The sequence below is a fragment of the Streptomyces sp. NPDC048424 genome (assembly GCF_040651555.1).
GTDB lineage: Bacteria > Actinomycetota > Actinomycetes > Streptomycetales > Streptomycetaceae > Streptomyces.
Map to the genome: position 1 here is coordinate 107,992 of NZ_JBEZKE010000009.1, position 22,427 is coordinate 130,418.

15 protein-coding genes are annotated in these 22,427 nt (G+C 72.4%); 6 read left to right on the forward strand and 9 right to left on the reverse strand.

Annotation, left to right across the window (positions count from 1 at the left end; all coding sequences use genetic code 11):
- Entirely contained in the window at positions 1 to 1,524 is a 1,524-nt protein-coding gene (locus AB0D29_RS15435; protein WP_362854526.1) for a hypothetical protein, read from the reverse strand.
- Positions 1,525 to 1,620: 96 nt separating this feature from the next.
- On the opposite strand from AB0D29_RS15435, the gene AB0D29_RS15440 reads away from it, so the two are divergent.
- Entirely contained in the window at positions 1,621 to 2,160 is a 540-nt protein-coding gene (locus AB0D29_RS15440; RefSeq protein WP_362854528.1) for a WcaF family extracellular polysaccharide biosynthesis acetyltransferase, read from the forward strand.
- Positions 2,161 to 2,168: 8 nt separating this feature from the next.
- Positions 2,169 to 3,284, forward strand: coding sequence for a glycosyltransferase (locus tag AB0D29_RS15445; RefSeq protein ID WP_362854709.1), 1,116 nt, complete (start codon positions 2,169 to 2,171; stop codon positions 3,282 to 3,284).
- A 15-nt stretch (positions 3,285 to 3,299) separates the two neighbouring features.
- On the opposite strand, the gene AB0D29_RS15450 is transcribed toward AB0D29_RS15445, so the two are convergent.
- The 4 genes from AB0D29_RS15450 to gmd all read right to left on the reverse strand — a co-directional run bounded on the left by AB0D29_RS15450 (position 3,300) and on the right by gmd (position 8,445).
- Positions 3,300 to 3,515, reverse strand: a complete 216-nt coding sequence (locus tag AB0D29_RS15450; protein ID WP_030655766.1) for a DUF6458 family protein — start codon at positions 3,513 to 3,515, stop codon at positions 3,300 to 3,302.
- Positions 3,516 to 3,639: 124 nt separating this feature from the next.
- Positions 3,640 to 4,308: a hypothetical protein gene (locus AB0D29_RS15455; protein ID WP_362854529.1), complete on the reverse strand. Its 669-nt coding sequence runs from the start codon at positions 4,306 to 4,308 to the stop codon at positions 3,640 to 3,642.
- 101 nt (positions 4,309 to 4,409) lie between these two features.
- A complete protein-coding gene (locus AB0D29_RS15460) occupies positions 4,410 to 7,187 on the reverse strand; it encodes a LamG-like jellyroll fold domain-containing protein (RefSeq protein WP_362854531.1) in 2,778 nt (925 codons plus the stop codon).
- Between the two features lie 244 nt (positions 7,188 to 7,431).
- Complete coding sequence (gene gmd, locus AB0D29_RS15465) at positions 7,432 to 8,445, reverse strand: GDP-mannose 4,6-dehydratase (protein ID WP_362854532.1); 1,014 nt, start codon at positions 8,443 to 8,445, stop codon at positions 7,432 to 7,434.
- Positions 8,446 to 8,696: 251 nt separating this feature from the next.
- Between gmd and AB0D29_RS15470 the strand changes: the two genes are divergently transcribed.
- Positions 8,697 to 9,641 carry a GDP-L-fucose synthase gene (locus AB0D29_RS15470; RefSeq protein ID WP_362854533.1) on the forward strand — a complete coding sequence of 315 codons (945 nt, stop codon included), beginning with the start codon at positions 8,697 to 8,699 and terminating at the stop codon, positions 9,639 to 9,641.
- A gap of 30 nt (positions 9,642 to 9,671) precedes the next feature.
- Here AB0D29_RS15470 and AB0D29_RS15475 read toward each other — a convergent pair whose 3' ends face one another.
- Complete coding sequence (locus AB0D29_RS15475; protein WP_362854534.1) at positions 9,672 to 11,147, reverse strand: sugar transferase; 1,476 nt, start codon at positions 11,145 to 11,147, stop codon at positions 9,672 to 9,674.
- Between the two features lie 382 nt (positions 11,148 to 11,529).
- Here AB0D29_RS15475 and AB0D29_RS15480 point away from each other — a divergent pair, with 382 nt between their 5' ends.
- Positions 11,530 to 13,803, forward strand: a complete 2,274-nt coding sequence (locus AB0D29_RS15480) for a M4 family metallopeptidase (protein ID WP_362854535.1) — start codon at positions 11,530 to 11,532, stop codon at positions 13,801 to 13,803.
- Positions 13,804 to 14,029: 226 nt separating this feature from the next.
- Positions 14,030 to 15,529 (forward strand): nitronate monooxygenase, encoded by a 1,500-nt coding sequence (locus AB0D29_RS15485; RefSeq protein WP_362854537.1) that lies wholly within the window; start codon positions 14,030 to 14,032, stop codon positions 15,527 to 15,529.
- A gap of 62 nt (positions 15,530 to 15,591) precedes the next feature.
- Here AB0D29_RS15485 and AB0D29_RS15490 read toward each other — a convergent pair whose 3' ends face one another.
- A complete protein-coding gene (locus tag AB0D29_RS15490; protein ID WP_362854538.1) occupies positions 15,592 to 16,368 on the reverse strand; it encodes a hypothetical protein in 777 nt (258 codons plus the stop codon).
- A gap of 172 nt (positions 16,369 to 16,540) precedes the next feature.
- Entirely contained in the window at positions 16,541 to 18,091 is a 1,551-nt protein-coding gene (locus AB0D29_RS15495; RefSeq protein ID WP_362854539.1) for a DHA2 family efflux MFS transporter permease subunit, read from the reverse strand.
- A 136-nt stretch (positions 18,092 to 18,227) separates the two neighbouring features.
- Here AB0D29_RS15495 and AB0D29_RS15500 point away from each other — a divergent pair, with 136 nt between their 5' ends.
- A complete protein-coding gene (locus AB0D29_RS15500) occupies positions 18,228 to 19,238 on the forward strand; it encodes an AsnC family transcriptional regulator (RefSeq protein WP_362854710.1) in 1,011 nt (336 codons plus the stop codon).
- A gap of 19 nt (positions 19,239 to 19,257) precedes the next feature.
- On the opposite strand, the gene glgP is transcribed toward AB0D29_RS15500, so the two are convergent.
- Positions 19,258 to 21,894, reverse strand: a complete 2,637-nt coding sequence (gene glgP, locus AB0D29_RS15505) for an alpha-glucan family phosphorylase (protein ID WP_362854541.1) — start codon at positions 21,892 to 21,894, stop codon at positions 19,258 to 19,260.
- Positions 21,895 to 22,427: the final 533 nt, after the last annotated feature.

A 22,427-nucleotide genomic window follows, 5' to 3' on the forward strand; every position in this document is an offset into this window, starting at 1 on the left:
TCAGCGCAGGGTGGTGGACTTGTCCGTGCGGTGCGTGGCGACCAGCGCGAGGCAGAGGGCGGCGATCGCCACCCGCCCCGACGCCTGGAGCAGGGGGCCGCGCAGCAGGATGAAGGAGTAGCCCGCGACCAGCGGGACGACCACCGAGATCAGGCTGCCCGGCGGCGACCGCCGCGTGGCCCGTTTCGCGTAGCGGCGGTCGACACGGGCGGAGGCGTACCCCATGCCCAGCAACCCCGCGCCCATGCCCAGCGGACCGAAGTCGAGCCACAGCTCCGCCCAGATCGGGGAGGAGAGGTTGGTGTTGACCGTGCCCATCCACTGGCCGACCATCACGCCGGTGTCCCGCGGCTTGCCCTCCCAGACCGCGCGGGGCACCGCGAAGAAGATCGACCCGGCCAGCTGGCGTCCGTAGAAGTGCCCGGGGCCCGACTCCGAGAAGGTGATGGTGTTCGCGAACATGCCGATCTGGTCGTAGTCCTTGAGCGCCATCGGCTCCAGGAAGGACGTGGTCTCGACCGGACGGTAGTTCTTCTCGTCGTACCGGAAGCGGTCGGCGAAGGGGAAGATCAGGAGTGCGACGACCACCGCCATCGACAGTGCCACGCGGTACATCGCCGCGCTCACCGGGAAGACGGTGAAGAGCAGCGCGAACATGACCGTCAGGAACCAGTACCGCGGGTTGGAGATCGGGTTGTTGACGATCAGGTTGAGGCCGGCGAGCGCCGCCCACGTGACGATGATCGACACCTTGCGGCGGGCGAACTTCGAGGTGATCAGCCAGCGCGTGTAGAGGAGCAGCGCGAGCAGGGCCGGTACGGTGCCGAAGCCGCGCAGCAGTGCCTGCCCGGCCTGGCCGTCGCCGTTGGAGACGCCCGCCTCCTCGATGCCCGCGATGATCTCCTGGCGGCTGGAGAAGAAGACGGCCGGGCCGCCCAGCTTCATGATGAAGGCGGCGCTGCACAGGAAGGACAGGGCCGTGAGCAGCTGGAGCCGGCGCCGGTGCGCCATGACGGGCTTGGACTCCTTCTGGGAGCCGCCCGCGCGCCCGGCCGGCCGGTGACGGGCCAGCAGCACGCCGACGTCGAAGGCCGTGCAGCCGAGCAGGACGAGCCCGATGGCGACGGTCAGGTCGGAGCGCGGGCCGACCACCGGCGTCGGGACCTGGCCGAGGACGGCCTGCGCGAGCGGGGCCACGCCCATGGCCATGTAGACGAAGAGCCAGAAGGAGCCCTGGAGCAGCTTGCGGCGGCTGGTGAGCACCATCGCGGAGAGCCTGGCGCCCGCGTACATGGTGAGCAGGAGCTGGAGCCAGAAGGCCGCGTCACGGGCGCCCGCGCCGTCCTGGACGGCGACGAACAGCGGCAGGAAGACGGTGAATCCGAGCGCGAGCGGTACGGACAGCGCGCGCGAGAGCAGGGTCCGCGGGAGGGTGTCCCGGCCCCACAGGCTCTCGTCCTCGAAGGGGGACGGGACGGGCTGCTTCGCGGGCGCCGCGGGGGGCTTGCGTATGTCCGTCGTCACTGCCGCCCCCACCCGATGTCCCTGGTCCGCGCGCAGTCTAGTCTGAGCGGGCCACGCCCGGGGAGGCGGCGGCCGAGAGCACGATGGGGGCTTCTGTTGCGTGATCTTCCTGCCTTCACGCTGGCCGGATACGACAAGGGCCGCGGGCTGCTGACGCAGGCGCTCTGGTTCGCCGTGATGAACACGCTGTTCATGAGCTGGTTCTGTCCGGCGCGGCTGCGGGTGGCGCTGCTGCGGGCCTTCGGCGCGAAGATCGGCGAAGGCGTGCTGATACGCCACCGGGTGCGCGTGCTGTGGCCGTGGAAGCTCACCGTCGGGGACCACACCTGGATCGGTGAGGGCGCCTGGCTGCTGAACCTGGAGCCGCTGACGATCGGTTCGCACGTGTGCCTCTCGCAGGAGGCCATGCTGTGCACCGGCTCGCACGACCACCGGGCCGCCGACTTCCGCTACCGCAACGCGCCCATCACCGTCGAGGACGGCGCCTGGGTGGCCGTACGGGCGACCGTGCTGGCCGGCGTCACGGTGGGCCGCTGCGCGGTCGCCGGCGCGGGCTCGGTCGTGCACAAGGACCTGCCGGAGCTGACCCTGCAGACCCAGGACGGGCAGCGCCGCCCGGTGGAGGAGCCCAAGTGAGCACCCCGATGCGCGTGCTGCACGCCGTCACCCTGCACTCCCCCTCGCACGCCTTCGGCGGGCCGGTGCGGGTCGCGCTGAACCTGGCGAAGGGGCTGCGCGCCCGGGGCCACGAGGCGCGGCTGCTCGCCCTGGGCGAGGGCTTCGACGCGTGGCCCACCTCCGTGGAGGGCGTCCCGGCGAAGCTGTTCCCGGCCCGCCGCCTGCTCCCCCTCGGTTTCAGCGGGATGACCTCGCCGGCGCTGCTGGCGTCGGCCGGCCGGCTGGTGCGCGACGCCGACCTCGTCCACGTCCACCTGGCCCGGGACCTGGTGACCCTGCCGGTGGCCCTGGCGGCGCTGCGCGCGGGCAAGCCGCTGGTGCTGCAGACCCACGGCATGGTGGACCCCAGCGAGAAGCTGCTGGCCAAGGTGCTGGACGCGGTGGCGGTACGCCGGCTGCTGCGCGGCGCGGACGCGCTGCTGTACCTGACCCCGCACGAGCGGGAGGGCCTGGACGCGGTGGTGGGCGCACCGCTGCCGAAGGCGGTCCGCCTGGTCAACGGGACCCCGGCGCAGGAGGAGCGGCCGCCGCTGACCGGCCCGCCGCGGATCCTCTACTCGGCGCGCCTGCAGGCCCGCAAGCGGCCGGTGGACTTCGTGGACGCGGCCCCGGCGGTGCTGGCCGTGCATCCGGACGCGCACTTCGTGGTCGCCGGTCCGGACGAGGGCGAGCTGGGGGCCGTACGCGCCCGGATCGGTGCGCTGGGCCTGACGGACCGGTTCACCGTCCCGGGGGCGCTGTCCGGCGCGGAGGTCCTGACGGAGCTGCGCCGGGCACACGTGTACGTCCTGCCCTCGGTGGACGAGCCGTTCCCGATGTCGGTGCTGGAGGCGCTCTCGGTGGGCGTTCCCTCGGTGGTCACGCACTCCAACGGCCTGGCCCGCGACGTCGCGCGGGCCGGAGCGGGGCACGCGGTGGAGCCGGGTCCGGCGGGCGTCGCCGCGGCCGTCCTGGCCCTGCTGGACCCGGCGGCCAACCGCGAAGCCTCGCTGTCGGCCCGCAAGCTGGCCGCGGACTCCTTCTCCATGGAAGCGGTCCTGGACACCCTGCTCCCGGTGTACGAGGGCGCGCTGCGCGGGTGAGGCCCCGCCGCGGCGTCAGATGACGTCCCGGCGGCGCTCCTCCACCACCGGTATCGCGCCCGCGGCCCGGCGCCGCTTGTAGATGCTGGTGTACACGGCGAGGCCGATCCCGCCCACCGCCATCATGATCAGGCCGACCAGGTCGAGGTTGACGCTCTCCATCTCCCAGTCGCTGGCGAAGGTGAGGATGGCGCCCACCACGATCAAACCGATGCATCCACCGATGCCCATGAGTCCGCCTTCCGCCGTCGTGGCTGTGACCGCGCGGATACCCGGGTCGGGCGCACGAAAACGCCCCCGGGGGCCGGGAGTCCGGTCCTCGGGGGCGTCGTCGTACGCCGGTGGCGTGCCGCGGTTACGCGGGGATCCAGGCGTAGCAGCCCGAGGAGTTGAACTCCGCCGTGCCCGCCGGGATCGTCGCCGTGATCTTGTCGCCCGCCTTGAGCGGGGCCTCGGGGCCCGAGGCGAGGACGGAGCCGTCCTTGCCCTTGGCCTCCCAGGTGCAGTTCGTGGCCTGGGTCAGCGCCCGGTAGCCGCCCGCCGCGGGAGACTGCTTCGGGCCTTCGGCGAAGCCCTTCTCCGCCGCGGCGAGGATCGGCTTCTGGTCCGGGCACAGGTAGGTGATCGCGTCCTTGGCACCGGGGATCTCCCCGGTGATGACGGCCCCGGTCGCCGCGTCCTTGTCGTGCTTCGCGGTGCGCGCCACCCGCTGACAGGCCTCCTGGCCGGTCTGCAGGACGGCCGCCGGATCCATCTTCTCCGGGACCCGCCCGCTCAGGTACTTCTTCTCCTGCTCCGTGAAGCTGCCCGTCTTGGGCTTGAGCTTCGTGTCGGGCAGGACCGGGCCCGTCGGCTTCGCGTCGGCCGCGGGCTCCGCCGTGGCCGGGGTGTCCGCGGGATCGGGGGCCGCCGACGAGGCCGGGGGCTTCACCTTCGCCTCGGAGTCGTCACCGCCGGAACTGCAAGCGGTCAGGGTCAGGGCGGCGGTCAGCAGGACAGCGGCCGCCGCGGAGCGTCGGTACATCGGATGGCTCCCGTACTACTTACAGGGGTGGGACAGGCGAGCGGGGCCCGGCCACGTAGAGCCGGGCCCCGCACGCCGTCAGGCGGTTGCCTGGGTGATCGCTACTTCGCGCCGAAGGTCAGGACCAGCTGCGGAGTGCCCTCCGCCGCCGTGGACTCCGCGGACCAGATCCACAGCGGGTCGGTACCCGTGCTCGTCAGGCCCAGGCTGTAGCTGCCGCCCAGCACCGCGGAGACCGCGGCGGTGTCCAGCTCGACGCTGTGGACCGCCGAGCCGTCCGGCACGCCCGCGATGGTGCCGAGCGGGGTGGTGCCGAGGGTGGGCTTGGTGTTGAAGGTGGTGCCCGCGCCGCTCCAGGTGCCGGTGACCGGGACCACGGAGACGGTGTCGGCGGTGCCGGCGCCCGCCTGCGTGGAGGTCTTGATCTGCAGCGAGGCGGACTTCAGGACCTGGCCGGCCGGGGCGGCCGGCAGGTTGAAGCGCAGGTACGTCTCGTACGCCGAGGTGCCGCGCACCGCGAGCGAGGTGGACGTGCCGTAGGCCGTGCTCGGGGCACCCTGGTTGATGTAGGTGTCCTCGGTCGCCTTGACCGCGGAGACCGAGTCGGTGGGCGCCTTGGCCAGGTCGAAGTGGTTCTTGACCTGGGCCTGGGTGAGCGCCGTCGGGTAGACGGCGGTCTCGTCGAGCTGACCGGCGAAGAAGTTGCTCGTCGGGCGGGTCGGCCAACCGGAGAGGTTGTCACCGCCGGCGTGCCAGTAGCCCGCGTAGGTGCTGTTGCTGGTGGCGTTCAGCGAGCCCTTGTTCTGGCCGTCGACGTACAGCGTGATGCCGCCGGGGCCCTGGGTGCCGACCACGTGGTGCCACTTGTTGTCGTTGTACGTCTCGAACAGACCCGTGGAGACGGTCCGGGCCGAGCCGTTGTAGACGCCGAAGACCAGGCGACCGGTGTTGGTCATGTAGATGTGCCGGTCGTTCGAGCCGCTGCTGCGCGTGGTGTTGTTGCCGAAGCCGATCAGCTTGCCGCCGCGCGTGGTGTTCGTCTTGAACCAGGTCTCGACGGTGAACGTGTTGCCGACCGACTGACGGCGGTCGCCGTGCACGAGCTGGCTGGTCCCGTTGAAGCCCATCGCCGTGCTGGCGCCGGAGACCGCGCCGGGCGTCTGGCGCAGGGCCGGGGCGTTGAACTGGACACCGCTGGTGTTGCCACCGTTGGAGGAGTCGGCCACGTACGGGCTGACGGAGTCGTCGTAGCGCCAGTACAGGTTGGCGCCGTCCTGGCGGACCTGGTTCGGGTACGTCTGGACCGTGGTCGGGATCGTCACCGAGGAGACGGCCGACAGGGCGCTGGTGTTGCCCGCGTCGTCGGTCGCGGTCACGCGGTAGGTGTACGTCTGGCCGGCCTTGACCGTGGTGTCGTTCCAGGAGGCCTGCGGACGCTCCCACTCCAGCGAGCTGGCGGTGACCGTCGCGGCCGGGGTGGCCGAACCGTTGCGGTAGATGCGGTACGTCAGCTTGCTGTCGTCCGCGTCGTAGCTGGTGCGCCAGCGGACCTGGGCCTCGCCGGGCTTGACGCTCGCGGCGCTGGCCACCGGGGTGGTCGGGGCGCCGATGTCGCCGGTGGAGGCGAAGCGGGTCAGGCCCTGCTGCGCCTTGCCGTTGATGAGGGTGAACTCACCGCCGACCCACAGGTACTTGACGTCGTTCTTGTCGGCCACGGCCATGACGCGCGGGCCGATGCCCTCGCCGAGGCCGTCGTTGGCGGTGGGGTGCCAGCCGAGCTTGCCGGGGCCGCGCACGAATCCGTCCACGGGCGCGGGGGCGGCGCCGTCGTGGTTGGTCGGCTGGGCCAGCAGGAAGTTCCGCTTGCCGTCGGGGAACTCCAGCTCGGTGGAGCAGTCGTGCGCGTGCGAGGAGCTGTAGAGCACTCCCTGGTACGGCAGGACGAACTGGGTGGCGCCGAGGCAGCGGTCGCGCCACTTCTCGGTGAAGTCGCTCAGGCGCAGGCCGATGCGGCCGTCGAAGACGCCGCCGCCGGAGCCCTCGTGGCCCGTGTAGAAGCCGGTGTCGTCGGTGGAGATGTCCTTGACGACCGAGTTCGACGGGATGTTGGTGTAGGTCTTGGTGACCGCGCCGGTGGTGGCGTTGACCACGGCCAGGGCGTGGCTGTTGGAGCCGTTGACCGTGAAGAAGTCGCCGCCCAGCAGCACGTTCTTGCCGTCGGGGGTGACCTCGACCGCGCGGCCCGGCTCGTCGACGTTGGCGACGAAGGGCTTGAGCGCACCGGTGCCGGCGTCCACGGCGGCGAACCGCTCGCGGGTCTGCCCGTCGACGGCGTTGAAGTCTCCGGCCGCGTACAGGGTGTCGTCGGTGACGGCGAGTCCGCGCACGGTGGCGGGGAAGCCGGGGTGGAACGATGCCTTGGGGGTGCAGCTCTCGATGTCGATCGCCGCGAGGCTGGAGACCGGGGTGCCGTTGACGGCGCCGAAGTAGCCGCCCGCGTACAGGGTCTTCTTGTCCTTGGAGACGACCAGGGTGCGCACGGTCGCCGTGCCGTCGCCGATGGTGAAGGCGAGCTTGCAGGAGGTGGGCTTGCCCGTCGCGGCGTCGAGCGCCACGAAGTTCACGGCCTCCTGCTCGGCGCCCGCGGCGCCCTCGGGCGGACGGACCGCCGAGAAGGTACCGCCGGCGAAGACGGTGCCGTTCGCCTGGGCCATCGCAAAGACGATGCCGTCCGGCTGCCACGTGGGCAGCTCGTCGGCGGTGAATGCCACTGGCGGCGTGATGGCGGACGCCTGAGGCATCAGCACCAGGCCTATGCCGGTGCCGGCACCGGCCAGTGACAGGACGAGGGCAGCAGTCAGCCCTCTGGATCTACGCATGAGCCCCCCAGGGCAATCGCCCGGTTTGATGGCTGGAACTATCCGAACAGCCATATGTACGGGCGCAGACTAGGGCTCACGCGAGGGCCTGGTCACCCCTCTTGACCCATTGCATACCAACTTGGAATCAACGGTTCAGCATCGAGGGTGCACAACGGACATATGACAGGTTTGAACCGGCCATACCCGCAGGGAAGTGCGCGAATGACCGGGACACGGCAAATCGTAGGGGAAATATAAGGCCTCAGCGGTCGATACGGACCGTCACGCCCGCCAGTTGGTCCTCGACTTGCCGAATGTCGGCGTCCACCATGATCTGCGCCAGCTCCGCCACCAGGACCGACGGCTTCCAGCCAAGCAGGTCATGGGCCTTCGAGGCGTCGCCGATGAGGGCGTCGACCTCGCTGGGGCGCTCGTACTTGGGGTCGTAGCGCACGTGCTCGGCCCAGTCGAGACCGGCGTGCGAGAAGGAGGACTCGACGAACTCGCGGACGGTCGCGGCCACACCGGTGGCGACGACGTAGTCGGTGGGCTCGTCCTGCTGGAGCATCCGCCACATGGCGTCCACGTACTCGGGGGCGTAGCCCCAGTCGCGCACCGCGTCGAGGTTGCCGAGGTAGAGGTGGTCCTGGAGACCGGCCTTGATGCGGGCGACCGCGCGGGTGATCTTGCGGGTCACGAAGGTCTCGCCGCGGCGCGGGGACTCGTGGTTGAAGAGGATCCCGTTGACGGCGAACATGTCGTACGCCTCGCGGTAGTTCACCGTGGTCCAGTACGCGAAGACCTTCGCGGCACCGTACGGGCTGCGCGGGTGGAACGGGGTGCCCTCGTTCTGCGGGGGCGGGGTCGCCCCGAACATCTCCGAGGACGAGGCCTGGTAGATGCGGGTGTCGACGCCGCTGGCCCGGATGGCCTCCAGCAGCCGCAGCGCGCCGAGGCCGGTGACGTCGCCCGTGTAGAGCGGGGCGTCGAAGGAGACGCGGACGTGGGACTGGGCGCCGAGGTTGTAGACCTCGTCGGGGCGTATGTCGCGGAGCAGGTTCACCAGCGCGACGCCGTCGGAGAGGTCGGCGTGGTGCAGGACGAAGGACCGGTTGGCGGTCTGCGGGTCCTGGTAGATGTGGTCGACCCGCTCCGTGTTGAAGCTGGAGGACCGCCGGACGAGCCCGTGCACCGTGTAGCCCTTGGAGAGCAGGAGCTCGGCGAGGTACGAGCCGTCCTGCCCGGTGACGCCGGTGATCAGTGCGGTCTTGCCCATGCGGTCCCCCTGGGGATGGTTTCGGTCAGTTGTGACGAGCGGGGCGCCCCCACCCGTTCGAGGTCCCGGGGGACTGGATGCGTACCGTACACGCCCGGTCCAGCCGCCTTTGCGGCGGATTCCTCCACGCCCTTCGCACACGGCCCACACACCCCCGCCACCAGGGCCCGTGCGGGAGCGGGGCGGCGGGCCCGTGCCCGGGGGCCGGACCACTGCGACCCCCGCGGGGGCGGACTGGCATCATCGGCGGTATGACAAGTTCGCAGCCGCTCCTGCCCCCGAACGCCCGCGTCTTCGTCGCGGGCCACCGCGGCCTCGTGGGGTCCGCGGTCGCCCGGCGGCTGACCGCCGACGGCCACGAGGTGCTCACCCGGGGCCGCGCCGACCTCGACCTGCGCGACGCCGCCGCCACGGGTGCGTACCTGAAGGACGTCCGCCCGGACGCCGTCGTGCTGGCCGCCGCCAAGGTCGGCGGGATCATGGCCAACAGCACCTACCCGGTGCAGTTCCTGGAGGAGAACCTCCAGATCCAGCTCAGCGTGATCGGCGGCGCGCACGCCGCCGGGGTGGGCCGGCTGCTGTTCCTCGGTTCGTCCTGCATCTACCCGAAGCTGGCCCCGCAACCCATCCGCGAGGACGCCCTGCTGACCGGCCCGCTGGAGCCGACCAACGAGGCCTACGCCCTCGCGAAGATCGCCGGCATCGTCCAGGTCCAGTCGTACCGCAAGCAGTACGGGGCCTCGTACATCTCGGCGATGCCCACGAACCTCTACGGCCCGGGCGACAACTTCGACCTGGAGACCTCGCACGTCCTGCCCGCCCTCATCCGGCGCTTCCACGAGGCGGCCGCCGAGGGCCGCGAAGAGGTCACCCTGTGGGGCTCGGGCACCCCGCGGCGGGAGTTCCTGCACGTGGACGACCTGGCGGCGGCCTGCGCCGTGCTGCTCGCCGGCTACGACGGCGACGAGCCCGTCAACATCGGCTGCGGCGAGGACCTGACCATCAAGGAGCTGGCCGAGACCGTCGCCGAGGTGACGGGCTTCCGCGGCCGCCTCGCCTGGGACACGTCCAAGCCGGACGGGACCCCGCGCAAGCTGCTGGACGTCGGCCGCCTGACCTCGCTCGGCTGGAAGCCCGCCGTCCCGCTGCGGGACGGGATCGCCGCCACGTACAAGTGGTGGCGCGAGCAGAGCTGATCGCACAGGCGGCCCCGGCTCTCGGGCGCCTCAGTACGCTCCGCGTCCGTCGACGACGGCGCGGAGCGTACGGCCCATCACGTCGACGTCGCTGGTGAAGGACCAGTTGTCGACGTACTGCAGGTCGAGCTGGATCGTCTCGTCCCAGGACAGGTCGGACCGCCCGCTGATCTGCCACAGCCCCGTCATCCCGGGCCGCACGGTGAGCCGGCGCAGTTCGACCTCGTCGTACTGGGCCACCTCCTCCGGCAGCGGCGGGCGCGGGCCGACCAGCGACATGTTGCCGGTCAGTACGTTCACCAGCTGCGGCAGTTCGTCCAGCGAGGTGCGGCGCAGCAGCCGGCCCACCCGGGTCACCCGGGGGTCGCGGCGCATCTTGAACATCAGGCCGTCGTTCTCGTTCGCCCCGGACAGCTCGGCCTTGCGGGCGTCGGCGTCCATCACCATCGTGCGGAACTTCCACATGACGAAGGGGACACCGTGGCGGCCGATGCGCTGCTGCCGGTAGAAGGCCGGTCCGCGCGAGCCGAGGCGGATGGCCAGCACGATCCCGAGGAAGACCGGCGCGAGCAGCAGCAGTCCGGCCGCGGCCCCCACCCGGTCCAGGGCCGACTTGAGCAGGGTCTGCATCCCGCGGCTGACCGGCGGCGCGACCCTGAGCACGGCGAGCCCGCCCGCGGACAGGGTCTCCAGCCGCTTGACGGAGACCTCCACCAGGCCGGGGAAGACCGCCAGTTCCAGCCCGGCGTCGTGCAGGGCCCAGGCGACGCGGCGCAGCCGCTCCCCCGTGATCCGCACACCGGGGGCGACGAGCACCAGGTCGGCGTGGTGGCTGGCGACGGCGCCGAGCACGGCCGCGGAGTCGCCGGCCGGGGCCTCGGGCATCCCCTCGTCGAGGCGGGCCGCCACGGGCACCCCGCTGGAGAGCGCCCCGGAGCCGACCGGGACCACGCCGACGACCACGTACGGGTGGTCGGTGCGGGCGGCGAGGTGCGCGATGACGTCCTCGGCCGCGTCGGGTTCGCCGACGACGAGGACCCGGCTGACGGCCTGGGCCTCGCGGCGGGCCGCCGAGAGGTGGCGGTAGGTCAGTTTGTGGCAGGCGACGGTGATGAGGAGGGCCGGCAGCAGGGCGCCGAGAGCGGACAGGCGGGGGGTGGCCTCTTCGGTCACCACGCGGGCCACGGCCAGCACGCCGATGAGAATCAGCCAGTCGTGGACGACGGGCAGCACTCCGCGCGATTCCCCGAGCGCGCGGGCCGTGTACCGCCGGCGCAGCGCCTGCACTCCGGTCCACGCCACGGCGGCGGCGAGGGCGCAGTAGAGGGGCCGGACCTGCTGTGCGGCATCGAAGACGAGCCCTACGGGAACGGCGGCGCCGAAGAAGTCGGCGGCGACGGCGGCCGGGCGGTACCAGCGGGCCTTGTCCCCGTGGCGCCGGACGGAGCCCACGGACTCATGGGCCGCCCCGGCCACTCTTTGCGCAGGAAAATGGACATGCCTCATGGGCCCCCCTGGCACGTGGTCTATGACAGTGGCGGGTGTCCATGGCTTCCCCTGGCAACGGACATCTGCCGCACCGGGAAACAGTACGACAAACACCCGTACGGTAAATGCCGTTTGGGTCAACGCAGCCTCTTGTTGCGCAAGTGTTAGCAACCGGTATCAGCCGTTCCGAATGCCGGACGCCCTCCTGTGCACACGAAGGTGAATGGTCCGAATACCGGATACGTATCTTCGGACAACGAACCGTTTCCGGCCAACCTTTTGACGCGGCCCTGACATCTAGTCCGACAAGTGGCAATCTTCGACCGTTCATCGCACCAGCCCTGTTCTGCCCGGAGGCCCACCCAGCCATCCGGAACCCCCCTTGCAGAAGGAGTCTGCGTTGAGGTCCACCCCCCAGCGGCGTGCCACCGCGGCCGGCGCTCTCGTTGCCGCGGCAGCCCTGCTCGCCGTAGGCATACAGACCGGCACCGCCACCGCCGACGCCACCGCGTCCCAGGCACCCAAGGCCGCCCAGCCCAATCCGGGCGCGGCCAACCGCGTACTCAGCGCTTCGGAGCGTGCGACGCTCCTCGCCGAGGCCAACTCGACCACCGCGCAGGCCGCCAAGGCCCTCGGCCTCGGCAGTGGCGAGAAGCTCGTCGTCCGCGATGTCGTCCAGGATGCGGACGGCACCACGCACACGACGTACGAGCGCACCTACGACGGCCTCCCCGTGCTCGGCGGTGACCTCACCGTTCACGCCAAGGGCGGTGTCACCAAGAGCGTGACCAAGGCGACCAACCACGAGATCAAGGTCGCCGACACCGACGCCACGGTCACCCCGTCGGCCGCGGAGAGCCAGGCGGTCTCCGCCGCCAACGCCGAGGGCTCGAAGGAGGCCAAGGCCTCCAAGAACGCCCGCAAGGTGATCTGGGCGGCCGAGGGCGTTCCGGTGCTCGCGTTCGAGACCGTCGTCGGCGGCCTCCAGCACGACGGCACCCCGAACGAACTGCACGTGGTGACCAACGCCAAGACCGGCGCCAAGATCACCGAGTGGCAGGCCATCGAGACCGGCACCGGCAACACCATGTACAGCGGCCAGGTGACCCTCGGGACCACCCAGTCGGGCAGCACCTGGAACCTGACCGACGCCGCGCGCGGCAGCCACAAGACGTACAACCTCAACCACGGCACCGGCTCCGGCACCGGCACGCTCTTCTCCGGCCCGGACGACATCTGGGGCAACGGCCTGCCCTCCAACCTGGAGACGGCCGGCGGTGACGCCCACTACGGCGCCGCGGTCACGTGGGACTACTACAAGAACGTGCACGGCCGCAACGGCCTGCGCAACGACGGCGTGGCCCCGTACAGCCGGGTCCACTACGGCAACAACTACGTGAACGCCTTCTGGAGCGACTCCTGCTTCTGCATGACGTACGGCGACGGCGAGGGCAACAACAAGCCCCTCACCTCCACCGACGTGGCGGCGCACGAGATGACCCACGGTCTGACCTCGGTCACCGGCAACATGACCTACAGCGGTGAGCCCGGCGGTCTGAACGAGGCCACCTCCGACATCTTCGCGGCGGCGGTCGAGTTCTACGCCAACAACCCGCAGGACGTCGGCGACTACCTGGTCGGCGAGAAGATCGACATCAACGGCGACGGCAGCCCGCTGCGCTACATGGACAAGCCGAGCAAGGACGGCGCGTCCAAGGACTCCTGGTACTCGGGCCTCGGCGGCATCGACGTCCACTACTCCTCGGGCCCGGCCAACCACTGGTACTACCTGGCCTCCGAGGGCTCCGGCGCCAAGGTCGTCAACGGCGTGAGCTACGACTCGCCCACCGCCGACGGCCTCCCCGTCACCGCGATCGGCCGTGACGCCGCCTCGAAGATCTGGTTCCGCGCGCTGACCACCGGTCTGTTCAAGTCGAACACCAACTACGCGGCGGCCCGTACGGCCACCCTGCAGGCGGCGGCCGACCTGTACGGCGCCGGCTCGGCCACGTACAACAACGTGGCCCACGCCTGGGCGGCCATCGCCGTCGGATCGCGCCCCGCGCCCAGCGGCGTCTCGGTCACGGCGATCCCGAACCAGACCACCCAGATCAACACCGCTGTCAGCCTGCAGGTCCAGGCCACCAGCACCAACCCGGGTGCGCTGAGCTACGCGGCGACCGGCCTGCCGGCCGGCCTGTCGATCAACTCCTCCACCGGCCTGATCTCGGGCACGGCCACCACCGCGGGCACGTCCAACGTGACCGTCACCGTGACCGACTCGGCGAGCAAGACCGGGACGGCGTCCTTCACCTGGACGGTCGGCACCGGCCAGCAGAACGTCTTCGAGAACACGAACGACTACCAGATCGCGGACAACGCCACGGTCGAGTCCCCGCTCGCGGTGACCCGCTCGGGCAACGCCCCGAGCACGCTGAAGGTGGACGTGAACATCGTCCACACCTACGTCGGTGACCTGGTCGTCGACCTGGTCGCCCCCGACGGCAGCGTGTACAACCTGCGCAACCGCACCGGCGGCAGCGCGGACAACATCGTCCAGTCCTTCACCGTGAACGCCTCCTCCGAGGTCGCCAACGGCACCTGGAAGCTCCGCGTCAGGGACGCTGCCAGCCTGGACACCGGCTACATCAACAGCTGGAAGCTCACCTTCTGATCCCCTCGGACCAGCGTGGGCAGGAGCTGAACAGATAGACACGGGGCCGCCCGGGAGAAGACCTCCCCGGGCGGCCCTGTCCCATGGGCCCGCCGCGCCGGGACCTGTTGCCCCGAAGGCCGGGACCTTCGCCGCCGCCCCGCGTCCGGGCGTACGGAGAGACTGGATCCGAGCGAACCTGCGCAAGCGTGGGTCCGGGTGACCCACCGAGTGACGGACGTGCCCCATGCCTCAGCTCCCCTCGACCGCCCCGGCGGTCCCGTCCCCGGCCGGCCCGGCCGCCCCCGCAGCGCGGCCCCGGCCCTGGCTGATCCAGGGCGGCATGGGCGTCGGGGTCTCCGGCTGGCGGCTGGCCCGGGCCGTGTCCACGGCGGGGCAGCTCGGCGTGGTCTCCGGCACCGCGCTGGACGTGGTCCTGGCCCGCGTGCTGCAGACCGGCGACCCGGGCGGGCACGCGCGCCGCGCACTGGCCGCCTTCCCGCTGCCCGAGCTCGCGCAGGGCGCGCTCGACTGCTGGTTCCGCGAGGGCGGCACCCGCGAGGGAGTCCCGATGCGGACGACCCCCCGGCTGCGGGCCTCCGGCGGGTCAGCGGCGGAAATCCTGACCGTCCTCGGTAACTTCGTCGAGGTCTGGCTCGCGAAGGAGGGACATGACGGCATCGTCGGCGTCAACTACCTGGAGAAGATCCAGCTGGCCACCGCCCCCGCCCTGTTCGGCGCGATCCTGGCAGGCGTCGACCACGTGCTCGTGGGCGCGGGCGTCCCGGGTCAGATCCCTTCCCTCGCCTCGCGGCTGGCGCGCTGCGAACCCTGCGTGACCAAGGTCGCCGTGGTGGGCGACGAGGAGCCGCTGGACCATCGCTTCGACCCGATGGCGCTGCTCGCCGGGCACCACCCCGGCCCGCTGCGCCGGCCGCACGTCCTGGCCATCGTGTCCCTTCCGGTGCTGGCCGCCTACCTCGCGCGGGACGAGTCGACCCGCCCCGACGGCTTCGTGATCGAGACCAGCCGGGCGGGCGGCCACAGTGCCCCGCCGCGCGGGCCGATGCGGCTCGACGGGGACGGCGAGCCGGTCTACGGTCCGCGCGACCACCCGGATCTCGCCGAAATAGCAGCGCTGGGGCTGCCGTTCTGGCTCGCCGGCGGCCAGGCCCACCCGGAGGCGGTCGCCGCGGCGCGCGCCGCGGGGGCGGCCGGGGTGCAGGTCGGCAGCGCCTTCGCCCTGTGCGAGGAGTCGGGGATGGCCCGGCACCTGCGCGAGGAGCTGCGCGGCCGCGCCCACGCCGGCACCCTCAGGGTCCGCAACGACCCCCGGGCCTCGCCGACCTCGTTCCCCTTCAAGGTGGCGGAGCTGCCGGGGACGGTCTCCGAGCCCGAAGTGGCGGCGGCCCGGCGCCGGGTGTGCGATCTGGGCTTCCTGCGCACGCCGGTACGCGGCCCGCGCGGTCTGCTCTACCGGTGCGCGGCCGAGCCGTCGGCGAGCTACGTCCGCAAGGGCGGGGACGCGGCCGACGCGGTGGGCCGGCAGTGCCTGTGCAACGGCCTGCTGGCCACCGTCGGGTTGGCGCAGCGGCGGCCCGGCGGCGGGGTGGAGCCCCCGCTGGTGACGATCGGCAAGGACCTGTCCTTCCTGCCGCGGCTCTCTCCGGACGCGGCGCCCTACACGGCGGCGGACGTGGTGGAGTGGCTGGCGGCGGGCGCCGGTCCCGTGGAGGGGCCTGCCTGACGCGGAAGCGGTCCGGCCGCCGCGTGGGCGCCGGACCGCTCCCGGGTCAGCGGGCCGACAGGTCAGCCGAGGGCGCGGAAGACCTTCTCGAGGAGGTCTTCCTCCTCCTCTTCCTGGTCGTCGCGGGCCTGGTCGCCACGACCCTGGTCCTCGCGGGCCTGGTCGTCGCGGCCCTGGTCGCCACGGCCCTGGTCCTCGCGGGCCTGGTCCTCGCGGGCCTGGTCCTCGCGGGCCTGGTCGTCGCGGCCCTGGTCGCCACGGCCCTGGTCCTCACGAGCCTGGTCCTCGCGGGCCTGGTCCTCGCGGGCCTCGTCGTCCCGGCCCTGGTCGCCACGGCCCTGGTCCTCACGGGCCTCGTCGTCGCGGGCCTCGTCGTCCCGGCCCTGGTCGCCACGACCCTGGTCACCGCCGTTGTTCCAGTCGCCGCGGCCGTCGTTGTCGCCGCGGCCCTCGTTGTCACCGCGGCCCTCGTCGCCCTCGTTCACCGGCGTGAAGTAGACCGAGACGACCCTCACCCGGTTCACCCGCCCGTCCGGCCTCAGCGTCGCCACCTCCTCGCCGGAGCAGCTGCGGTTGCTGAAGAGATGCGCCCTCGACGTCGTGTTGTTCTGCACCGCGACCGCCGGCCTGTCCCGGGAGGTCCGCGTGAGCACGTAGCAGGTGCGGTTGTCCGCGGGCCTGATCTGGCCGTTCTCCTCGACGTCGTCGTCGTTGACGAACCGGTAGTTCAGCGTGCCGAGAGCGCGGTCACCGTGATCGTCGGCCAGCGACGGGCCGGCGGTGGGCAGGACGAGCGCGAGCGCGCCGACGAGCACGGCGGCGGTGGTGCGAAGACGCATGGGGGAATCCGTTCCTCGGGTCCGCGGATGCCGGGTCCGGTGGCATCCGCGGGCAGCGTAGGAGCGGAGGAGGTAGCCGAAACGATTCGGCATGCCCAATGCGTTCGAAGGTTCACCCGTGAGGTCCCAGCCGTGCGGTCTCGGCTCCGTACGGTCGCCTCTCCGTCCGGCCTCAGTTCCGTACGGCCGGCGCCCCCGCCGGGTCCTGAGCCGCGGTGGAGTCCGCGCGGGGCCGCGGGAGCGGAGCGGCGGCGGGCGAGGTCCCGCCGCGCAGCAGGAGGAAGGCCGCCAGCGCACCGGCCAGCCCCATCGCGGCCGAGACCAGGAACGTCTCGCGCAGACCGCTCGCGAAGGCGGCCTCCACCAGCCCGGTCAGCGCCTCCCGGGCCGCGCCCGCCGGGGCTTCGGCGAGCACCTGCCCGGCGCCACCGGCGGCCAGCGGCTCCGCCAGCCCCCGGCCGCCCTCACCGAGCCCGGAGCGCAGCCCCGCGTGGAAGACCGCGCCGAGCACGGCGATGCCGAGGGCGGTGCCCAGCTGGCGCGCGGTGTTCAGGGCGCCGCCCGCCATGCCCGCCCGGGCCGGGGCCACGGCCCCCATCGCCGTGGCGGCCAGCGCCGGGGTCGCGGCGCCCACCCCCACGCCGGTCACGAGCAACCCGGGCACCAGGGCGGTCCAGCCGTCCCCGGCGTCCAGCATCCAGGCCTGGAGCAGCGCGCCGACGCCGATCAGCAGCAGCCCACCGCCGATGGTCAGCCGGGGCGGGACCCCGTGCAGCAGCCGTCCGGCCACCGCGGCGACGACGAAGCCGGCCGCGCTGAGCGGCAGCAGCACCAGGCCCGCGCCGACCGGGCTCATCCCCTCGGCGGACTGCAGCCAGAGGGAGACGTACATGAGGTACGAGAACGCGGCGCCCGACAGCAGCAGTCCGGCGGCCATGACGGCGACGAAGGTGCGGCTGCGGAAGAGCGAGAGGTCCAGCATCGGGCGGGTGCTGCGCAGTTCGACGAGGACGAAGGCGGCGAAGGCGGCCACGCCCAGGCCGAGCAGGCCGAGGGTGGTGGGCGAGCCCCAGCCGTTCTCGCCCACGCGGATCACGGCGTACGTGACGGCCGCGGCGCCCGCGGTGAAGGTGGCCATGCCGGGCAGGTCGAGGCGGCCGGCGTGCGGGTTGCGGGACTCGGCCACCGCCTTGAGGGTGACGTACACGGCCAGCGCGCTGACGGGCAGGTTGATGAAGAAGATCCAGCGCCAGCCGAAGTTCTCGGTGAGCAGCCCGCCGATGATCGGCCCGGCCGCGGCGGCGGCGCCGTTGACCGCGCCCCAGACACCGAAGGCCACCCCGCGGTCGCGGCCCTGGTAGGACGCGCTGAGCAGGGCCATGGTGGTGGCGAACATGGCGGCTCCGCCGATGCCCTGGACCGCGCGGAAGGCGATCAGCTCGGCCGGGCCGGTGGCCAGCCCGCAGGCGAGCGAGGCGGCGGCGAAGAGCCCGAGCCCGATGAGGTAGACGCGGCGCCGGCCGATCCGGTCGGCGAGCGAGCCCGCTCCCAGCAGCAGGGCGGCCAGCGCGAGGGCGTAGACGTCCATCACCCACTGGAGGCCGGCGAAGCCCGTGTGCATGTCGGCGGACATGTCGGGCAGGGCGACGGTCACGATCGTGACGTCGACCAGGAGCATGAAAGCCCCGAGGCAGACGGCCGTCAGGGGCAGCCATTTGCGCATGGGAGTTCTCCTCGGGTTGCGGAGGGGCGAGGTCGCGGGCGGGTCCGCGGTGAGCCCAAGGTCCCACCGCCCACCGCCCTTCCCCGATCCAGCAGCCCGCTCCTGCCGGATTTCCGTCATTGGAGCCCCTGTCATGATGGAAACCATGAACGACACGGAGCTTGACGCACTCGACCAGTCCCTGGTGCACGCCCTCGTGATCGACGGCCGGGCCTCCTTCAGCCGGCTCGCCGAGGTGCTGGAGGTCTCCGACCAGACCGTCGTACGCCGCTACCGGCGGCTGCGGACCACCGGTCTGGTCCGGGTGGTCGGGCTGCCGCAGGGCAGCCGCGTCGGCCTGTTCGAGTCCTGGCTGCGGGTGCAGTGCGCCCCCGACGCGGCGCTCCCGGTGGCCGAGGCGCTCGCCCGGCGCCCGGACATCGCGTGGGTGACCCTGAACTCGGGCGGCACCGAGGTCCACTGCATGACGCGGGCCCGTACCCGCAGGGACCGGGACACCCTGCTGCTGGAGAAGCTGCCGCGCACCCGGCGGGTGACCGGCATCAGCGCCCACACCATCCTGCGGAAGTTCTTCGGCGGGCCCGACTCGTGGGCGGGCGTGGACGTGCTGCGCCCGGATCAGATCGCGGCCCTGCAACGGCCCCCGGCCCCGCCCGGGCCGGACCGGTACGCCCTGGACGAGACGGAGTTCGCGCTGCTCGCGGTGCTGGGCCGGGACGGCCGCGCCGGGTATCCGGAACTGGCCCGCGCCACCGGGCTGTCGGAGTCGACCGCCCGCCGCAGGGTGGAACGGATGCGCGATCTCGGGGCGCTCTTCTTCGACGTGGAGTTCGTCCCCTCGCTCTTCGGCTACGAGGCCGAGGCGACGATGGTGCTGACCGTCCCGCCGGCCCGGCTGGCGGAGGTGGGGGCCGCGCTGGCGAGCCACCGCGAGGTGCCGTTCGCGGCGGCCGTGACCGGGGCGGCCTCCCTGATGGCGGTGGTCGTGTGCCGGGACACCGACGCGCTCTACACGTACCTGACCGAGCGGATCGGCGCGGTGGACGGCGTGGGGCAGGTGGAGGTGATCCCGGCCCTGCGCAGCGTCAAACGGGCCGGGATGCTCGTGGAGGGCGAGCGGCTGGTGGATCCGCCGCCCGCCCCCTGAACCGGTACCGCGGCGGTGCCTACCGCAGCAGTACGCCGCCTCCCGCGTCCGTGTCCACCGGGGCCGCGACCAGCCCCAGTTCGGCCGGGGTCGCCAGCAGCGGATGCGCCGGCAGGATCCGGACCGTGTAGCCGAAGGGCCCCGTGCGGTCGAGGGCGAGGGGGCCCTCGTACACCCAGCGCCCTTCCAGGTCGGGCCCCGCGGCCGGCTTGAGCGGGAAGGTCCGCCCGTCCCGGATCACGTCCTGCGCGTCCACCCGGCCGGCGAAGGCCTGGACCTCCACGTCCTCGGGCGCGAGGGCGTCCAGCGACACCTGCACCCGCAGGGTGAGGGTGGCCCCGAGCTCGGCGGTGCCGTTCACGGGAGCCGCGGCCAGCGCCTCCACGTGCTCGACCGAGACCCGCGGCCAGGCCGCCCGGACCCGCCCCTTCCACCACGCCAGGTCGCGTGCGGCCCCGGCGTCCAGGGCCCGGTGGGCGAGCGCGGCCGGCGTGTACAGCCGCTCCACGTACTCGCGCACCATCCGGCCCGCGAGCACCTTCGGCCCCAGCGAGACGAGCGTGCGCCGCACCATCTCGATCCACCTCACCGGGAGCCCGGTGCGCCCGGCCCGGTCGTAGAAGCGGGGTGCGACCCGGCCCTCGATCAGCTCGTAGAGGGCGCTCGCCTCCAGGTGGTCGCGCCGGTCCTCGTCCGCGCCGAGCCCGTCGGCGGTCGGGATGGCCCAGCCGAAGTCCGGCTCGAACCACTCGTCCCACCAGCCGTCCAGCACGGACAGGTTGAGGCAGCCGTTCAGCGCGGCCTTCATCCCGCTCGTCCCGCACGCCTCCAGCGGCCGCAGCGGGTTGTTCAGCCACACGTCGCAGCCCGGGTAGAGCTTCTGCGCCATGGCCATGCCGTAGTCGGGCAGGAAGACGATCCGGTGCCGCACCCGCGGGTCGTCCGCGAACCGCACCAGTTCCTGCACGAGCCGCTTCCCGCCGTCGTCGGCCGGATGCGCCTTGCCCGCGACCACGATCTGCACCGGCCGGTCCGGGTCGAGCAGCAGCCTGCGCAGCCGGTCCGGGTCGCGCAGCATCAGCGTCAGCCGCTTGTACGAGGGCACGCGCCGGGCGAAGCCGATGGTCAGCACGTCGGGGTCGAGCACGGAGTCCACCCAGCCCAGTTCCGCTGCGGCGGCCCCGCGCTGGAGCCACGAGGCCCGCAGCCGGTCCCGTACCTCCTGCACCAGCTGCTCCCGGAGCACCCGCCGCAGGTCCCACACGTCCTGGTCGGGGATCTCGGCGACCGCGTCCCAGCGGTGGGAGCCGCCGACCGACAGGGCGTCCTCGGTGCGGCCCGCGCCGATCTGGCGGACGCCGAGCCGGACCACCTCGGGGGCCACCCAGGTCGGCGCGTGCACCCCGTTGGTCACGGAGGTGATCGGCAGTTCGGCCGGGTCGAAGCCGGGCCACAGGCCGGCGAACATCTCCCGGCTGACCGCGCCGTGCAGGGTGGACACCCCGTTGGCCCGCTGGGCCAGCCGCAGTCCCATCACGGCCATGTTGAAGACCCCGGGGTCACCCCCGGGATAGGTCTCGGCGCCGAGTTCCAGGATCCGCTCGACGGGGACGCCGGGCAGTTCCCCGCCGTCCCCGAAGTGCCGGGCGACCAGCGCCCGCTCGAAGCGGTCGATGCCGGCCGGGACGGGGGTGTGCGTGGTGAACACGGTCCCGGCGCGCACGGCCTCGACGGCGGCGTCGAAACCGAGCCCCTGTTCCCGTTCCAGTTCCCTTATGCGTTCCAGGCCGAGGAAGCCGGCGTGGCCCTCGTTGGTGTGGAAGACCTCGGGGGCGGGGTGGCCGCTCAGCCCGCAGTACAGCCGGACGGCACGGACACCGCCGATGCCGAGCAGCATCTCCTGGAGCAGCCGGTGGTCGCTGCCGCCGCCGTAGAGCCGGTCGGTCACCTCGCGGGCGACGGTGTCGTTGTCCTCGACGTCGGAGTCCAGGAGCAGCAGCGGCACCCGTCCGACGCGGGCCTGCCAGATGTGCGCGTGCAGGGCGCGGCCGCCGGGCAGGGTCAGCGAGACCCGGGCGGGGGTCCCGTCCTCCTGGCGGAGCAGGCCGAGCGGGAGTTCGTTGGGATCGAGTACGGGGTAGTGCTCCTGCTGCCAGCCGTCGCGGGACAGCGACTGCCGGAAGTAGCCGTGCCGGTAGAGCAGTCCCACCCCGATGAGCGGGACGCCGAGGTCGCTGGCGGCCTTCAGGTGGTCCCCGGCGAGGATGCCGAGGCCGCCGGAGTACTGCGGCAGGGCGGCGGTGATCCCGAACTCGGGGGAGAAATAGGCGATGGCGGCGGGCAGTTCCGCGCCGTTCTCATGGCTCTGGTACCACCTCCCGCCGTTGACGTAGTCGTCGAGGTCGGCGGCGGCGACGGCGAGCCGGCGCAGGAAGCGGCGGTCCGCGGACAGTTCGGCGAGGCGCGCGGCGGAGACGGCGCCGAGCAGCCGGACGGGATCGCCGCCGGCGGCCTGCCAGCCCTCGGGGTCGACGGATTGGAAGAGTTCACGGGTCTCGGCATGCCATGACCAGCGCAGATTGCGCGCGAGGTCGGTGAGCGGCAGCAGGGATTCCGGGAGGACGGGGCGCACGGTGAATCGACGGATAGCCTTCACACGTTCCACCTTCGCAGGGGATTGCGGATCGGAGCGGCCGCACCACGCTGTGCACCCGCGCATCACCCCGGGAAGGCTAGCGAGGGCCGCGTCTTCCGGCCATGGCGCCTCCGGCGGCGGCCGGCCGCCCCCGCTTCCCGCGCCGGCCGGGGCCTGCGGGTCCGGTCGGGCCCCTCCTCCGTCGTGCACACGCCGTTCGGCGGGGTATCCGCGACCAGAGGCCCTGTCTCCCGGCCACTCGTTCGGGCGGTCCGGGAGGGGCCCGAGAGACCTGTGTGACGGGTGGTGTCGGCCCTACGTCACCTAGTACCGGCCGACTTGACGGAGCCCTTCCGGGAAGTCGATCCAGGGCTTGGTATTGCCCGTTCCACTACGTACGAGTAGTTAACCGAGCGCGCGGATTGGGGCGGACGAGAGTGGGAAGGGCTCCCCGGGTACACGTCGTACAGCACGAGGCACCCGCCCACAAACCCTCTCCCCGCCACCCGAGTGAACGCGGACAGGAGCGGCCATGCCCGCAGCCCAGCCGTCTT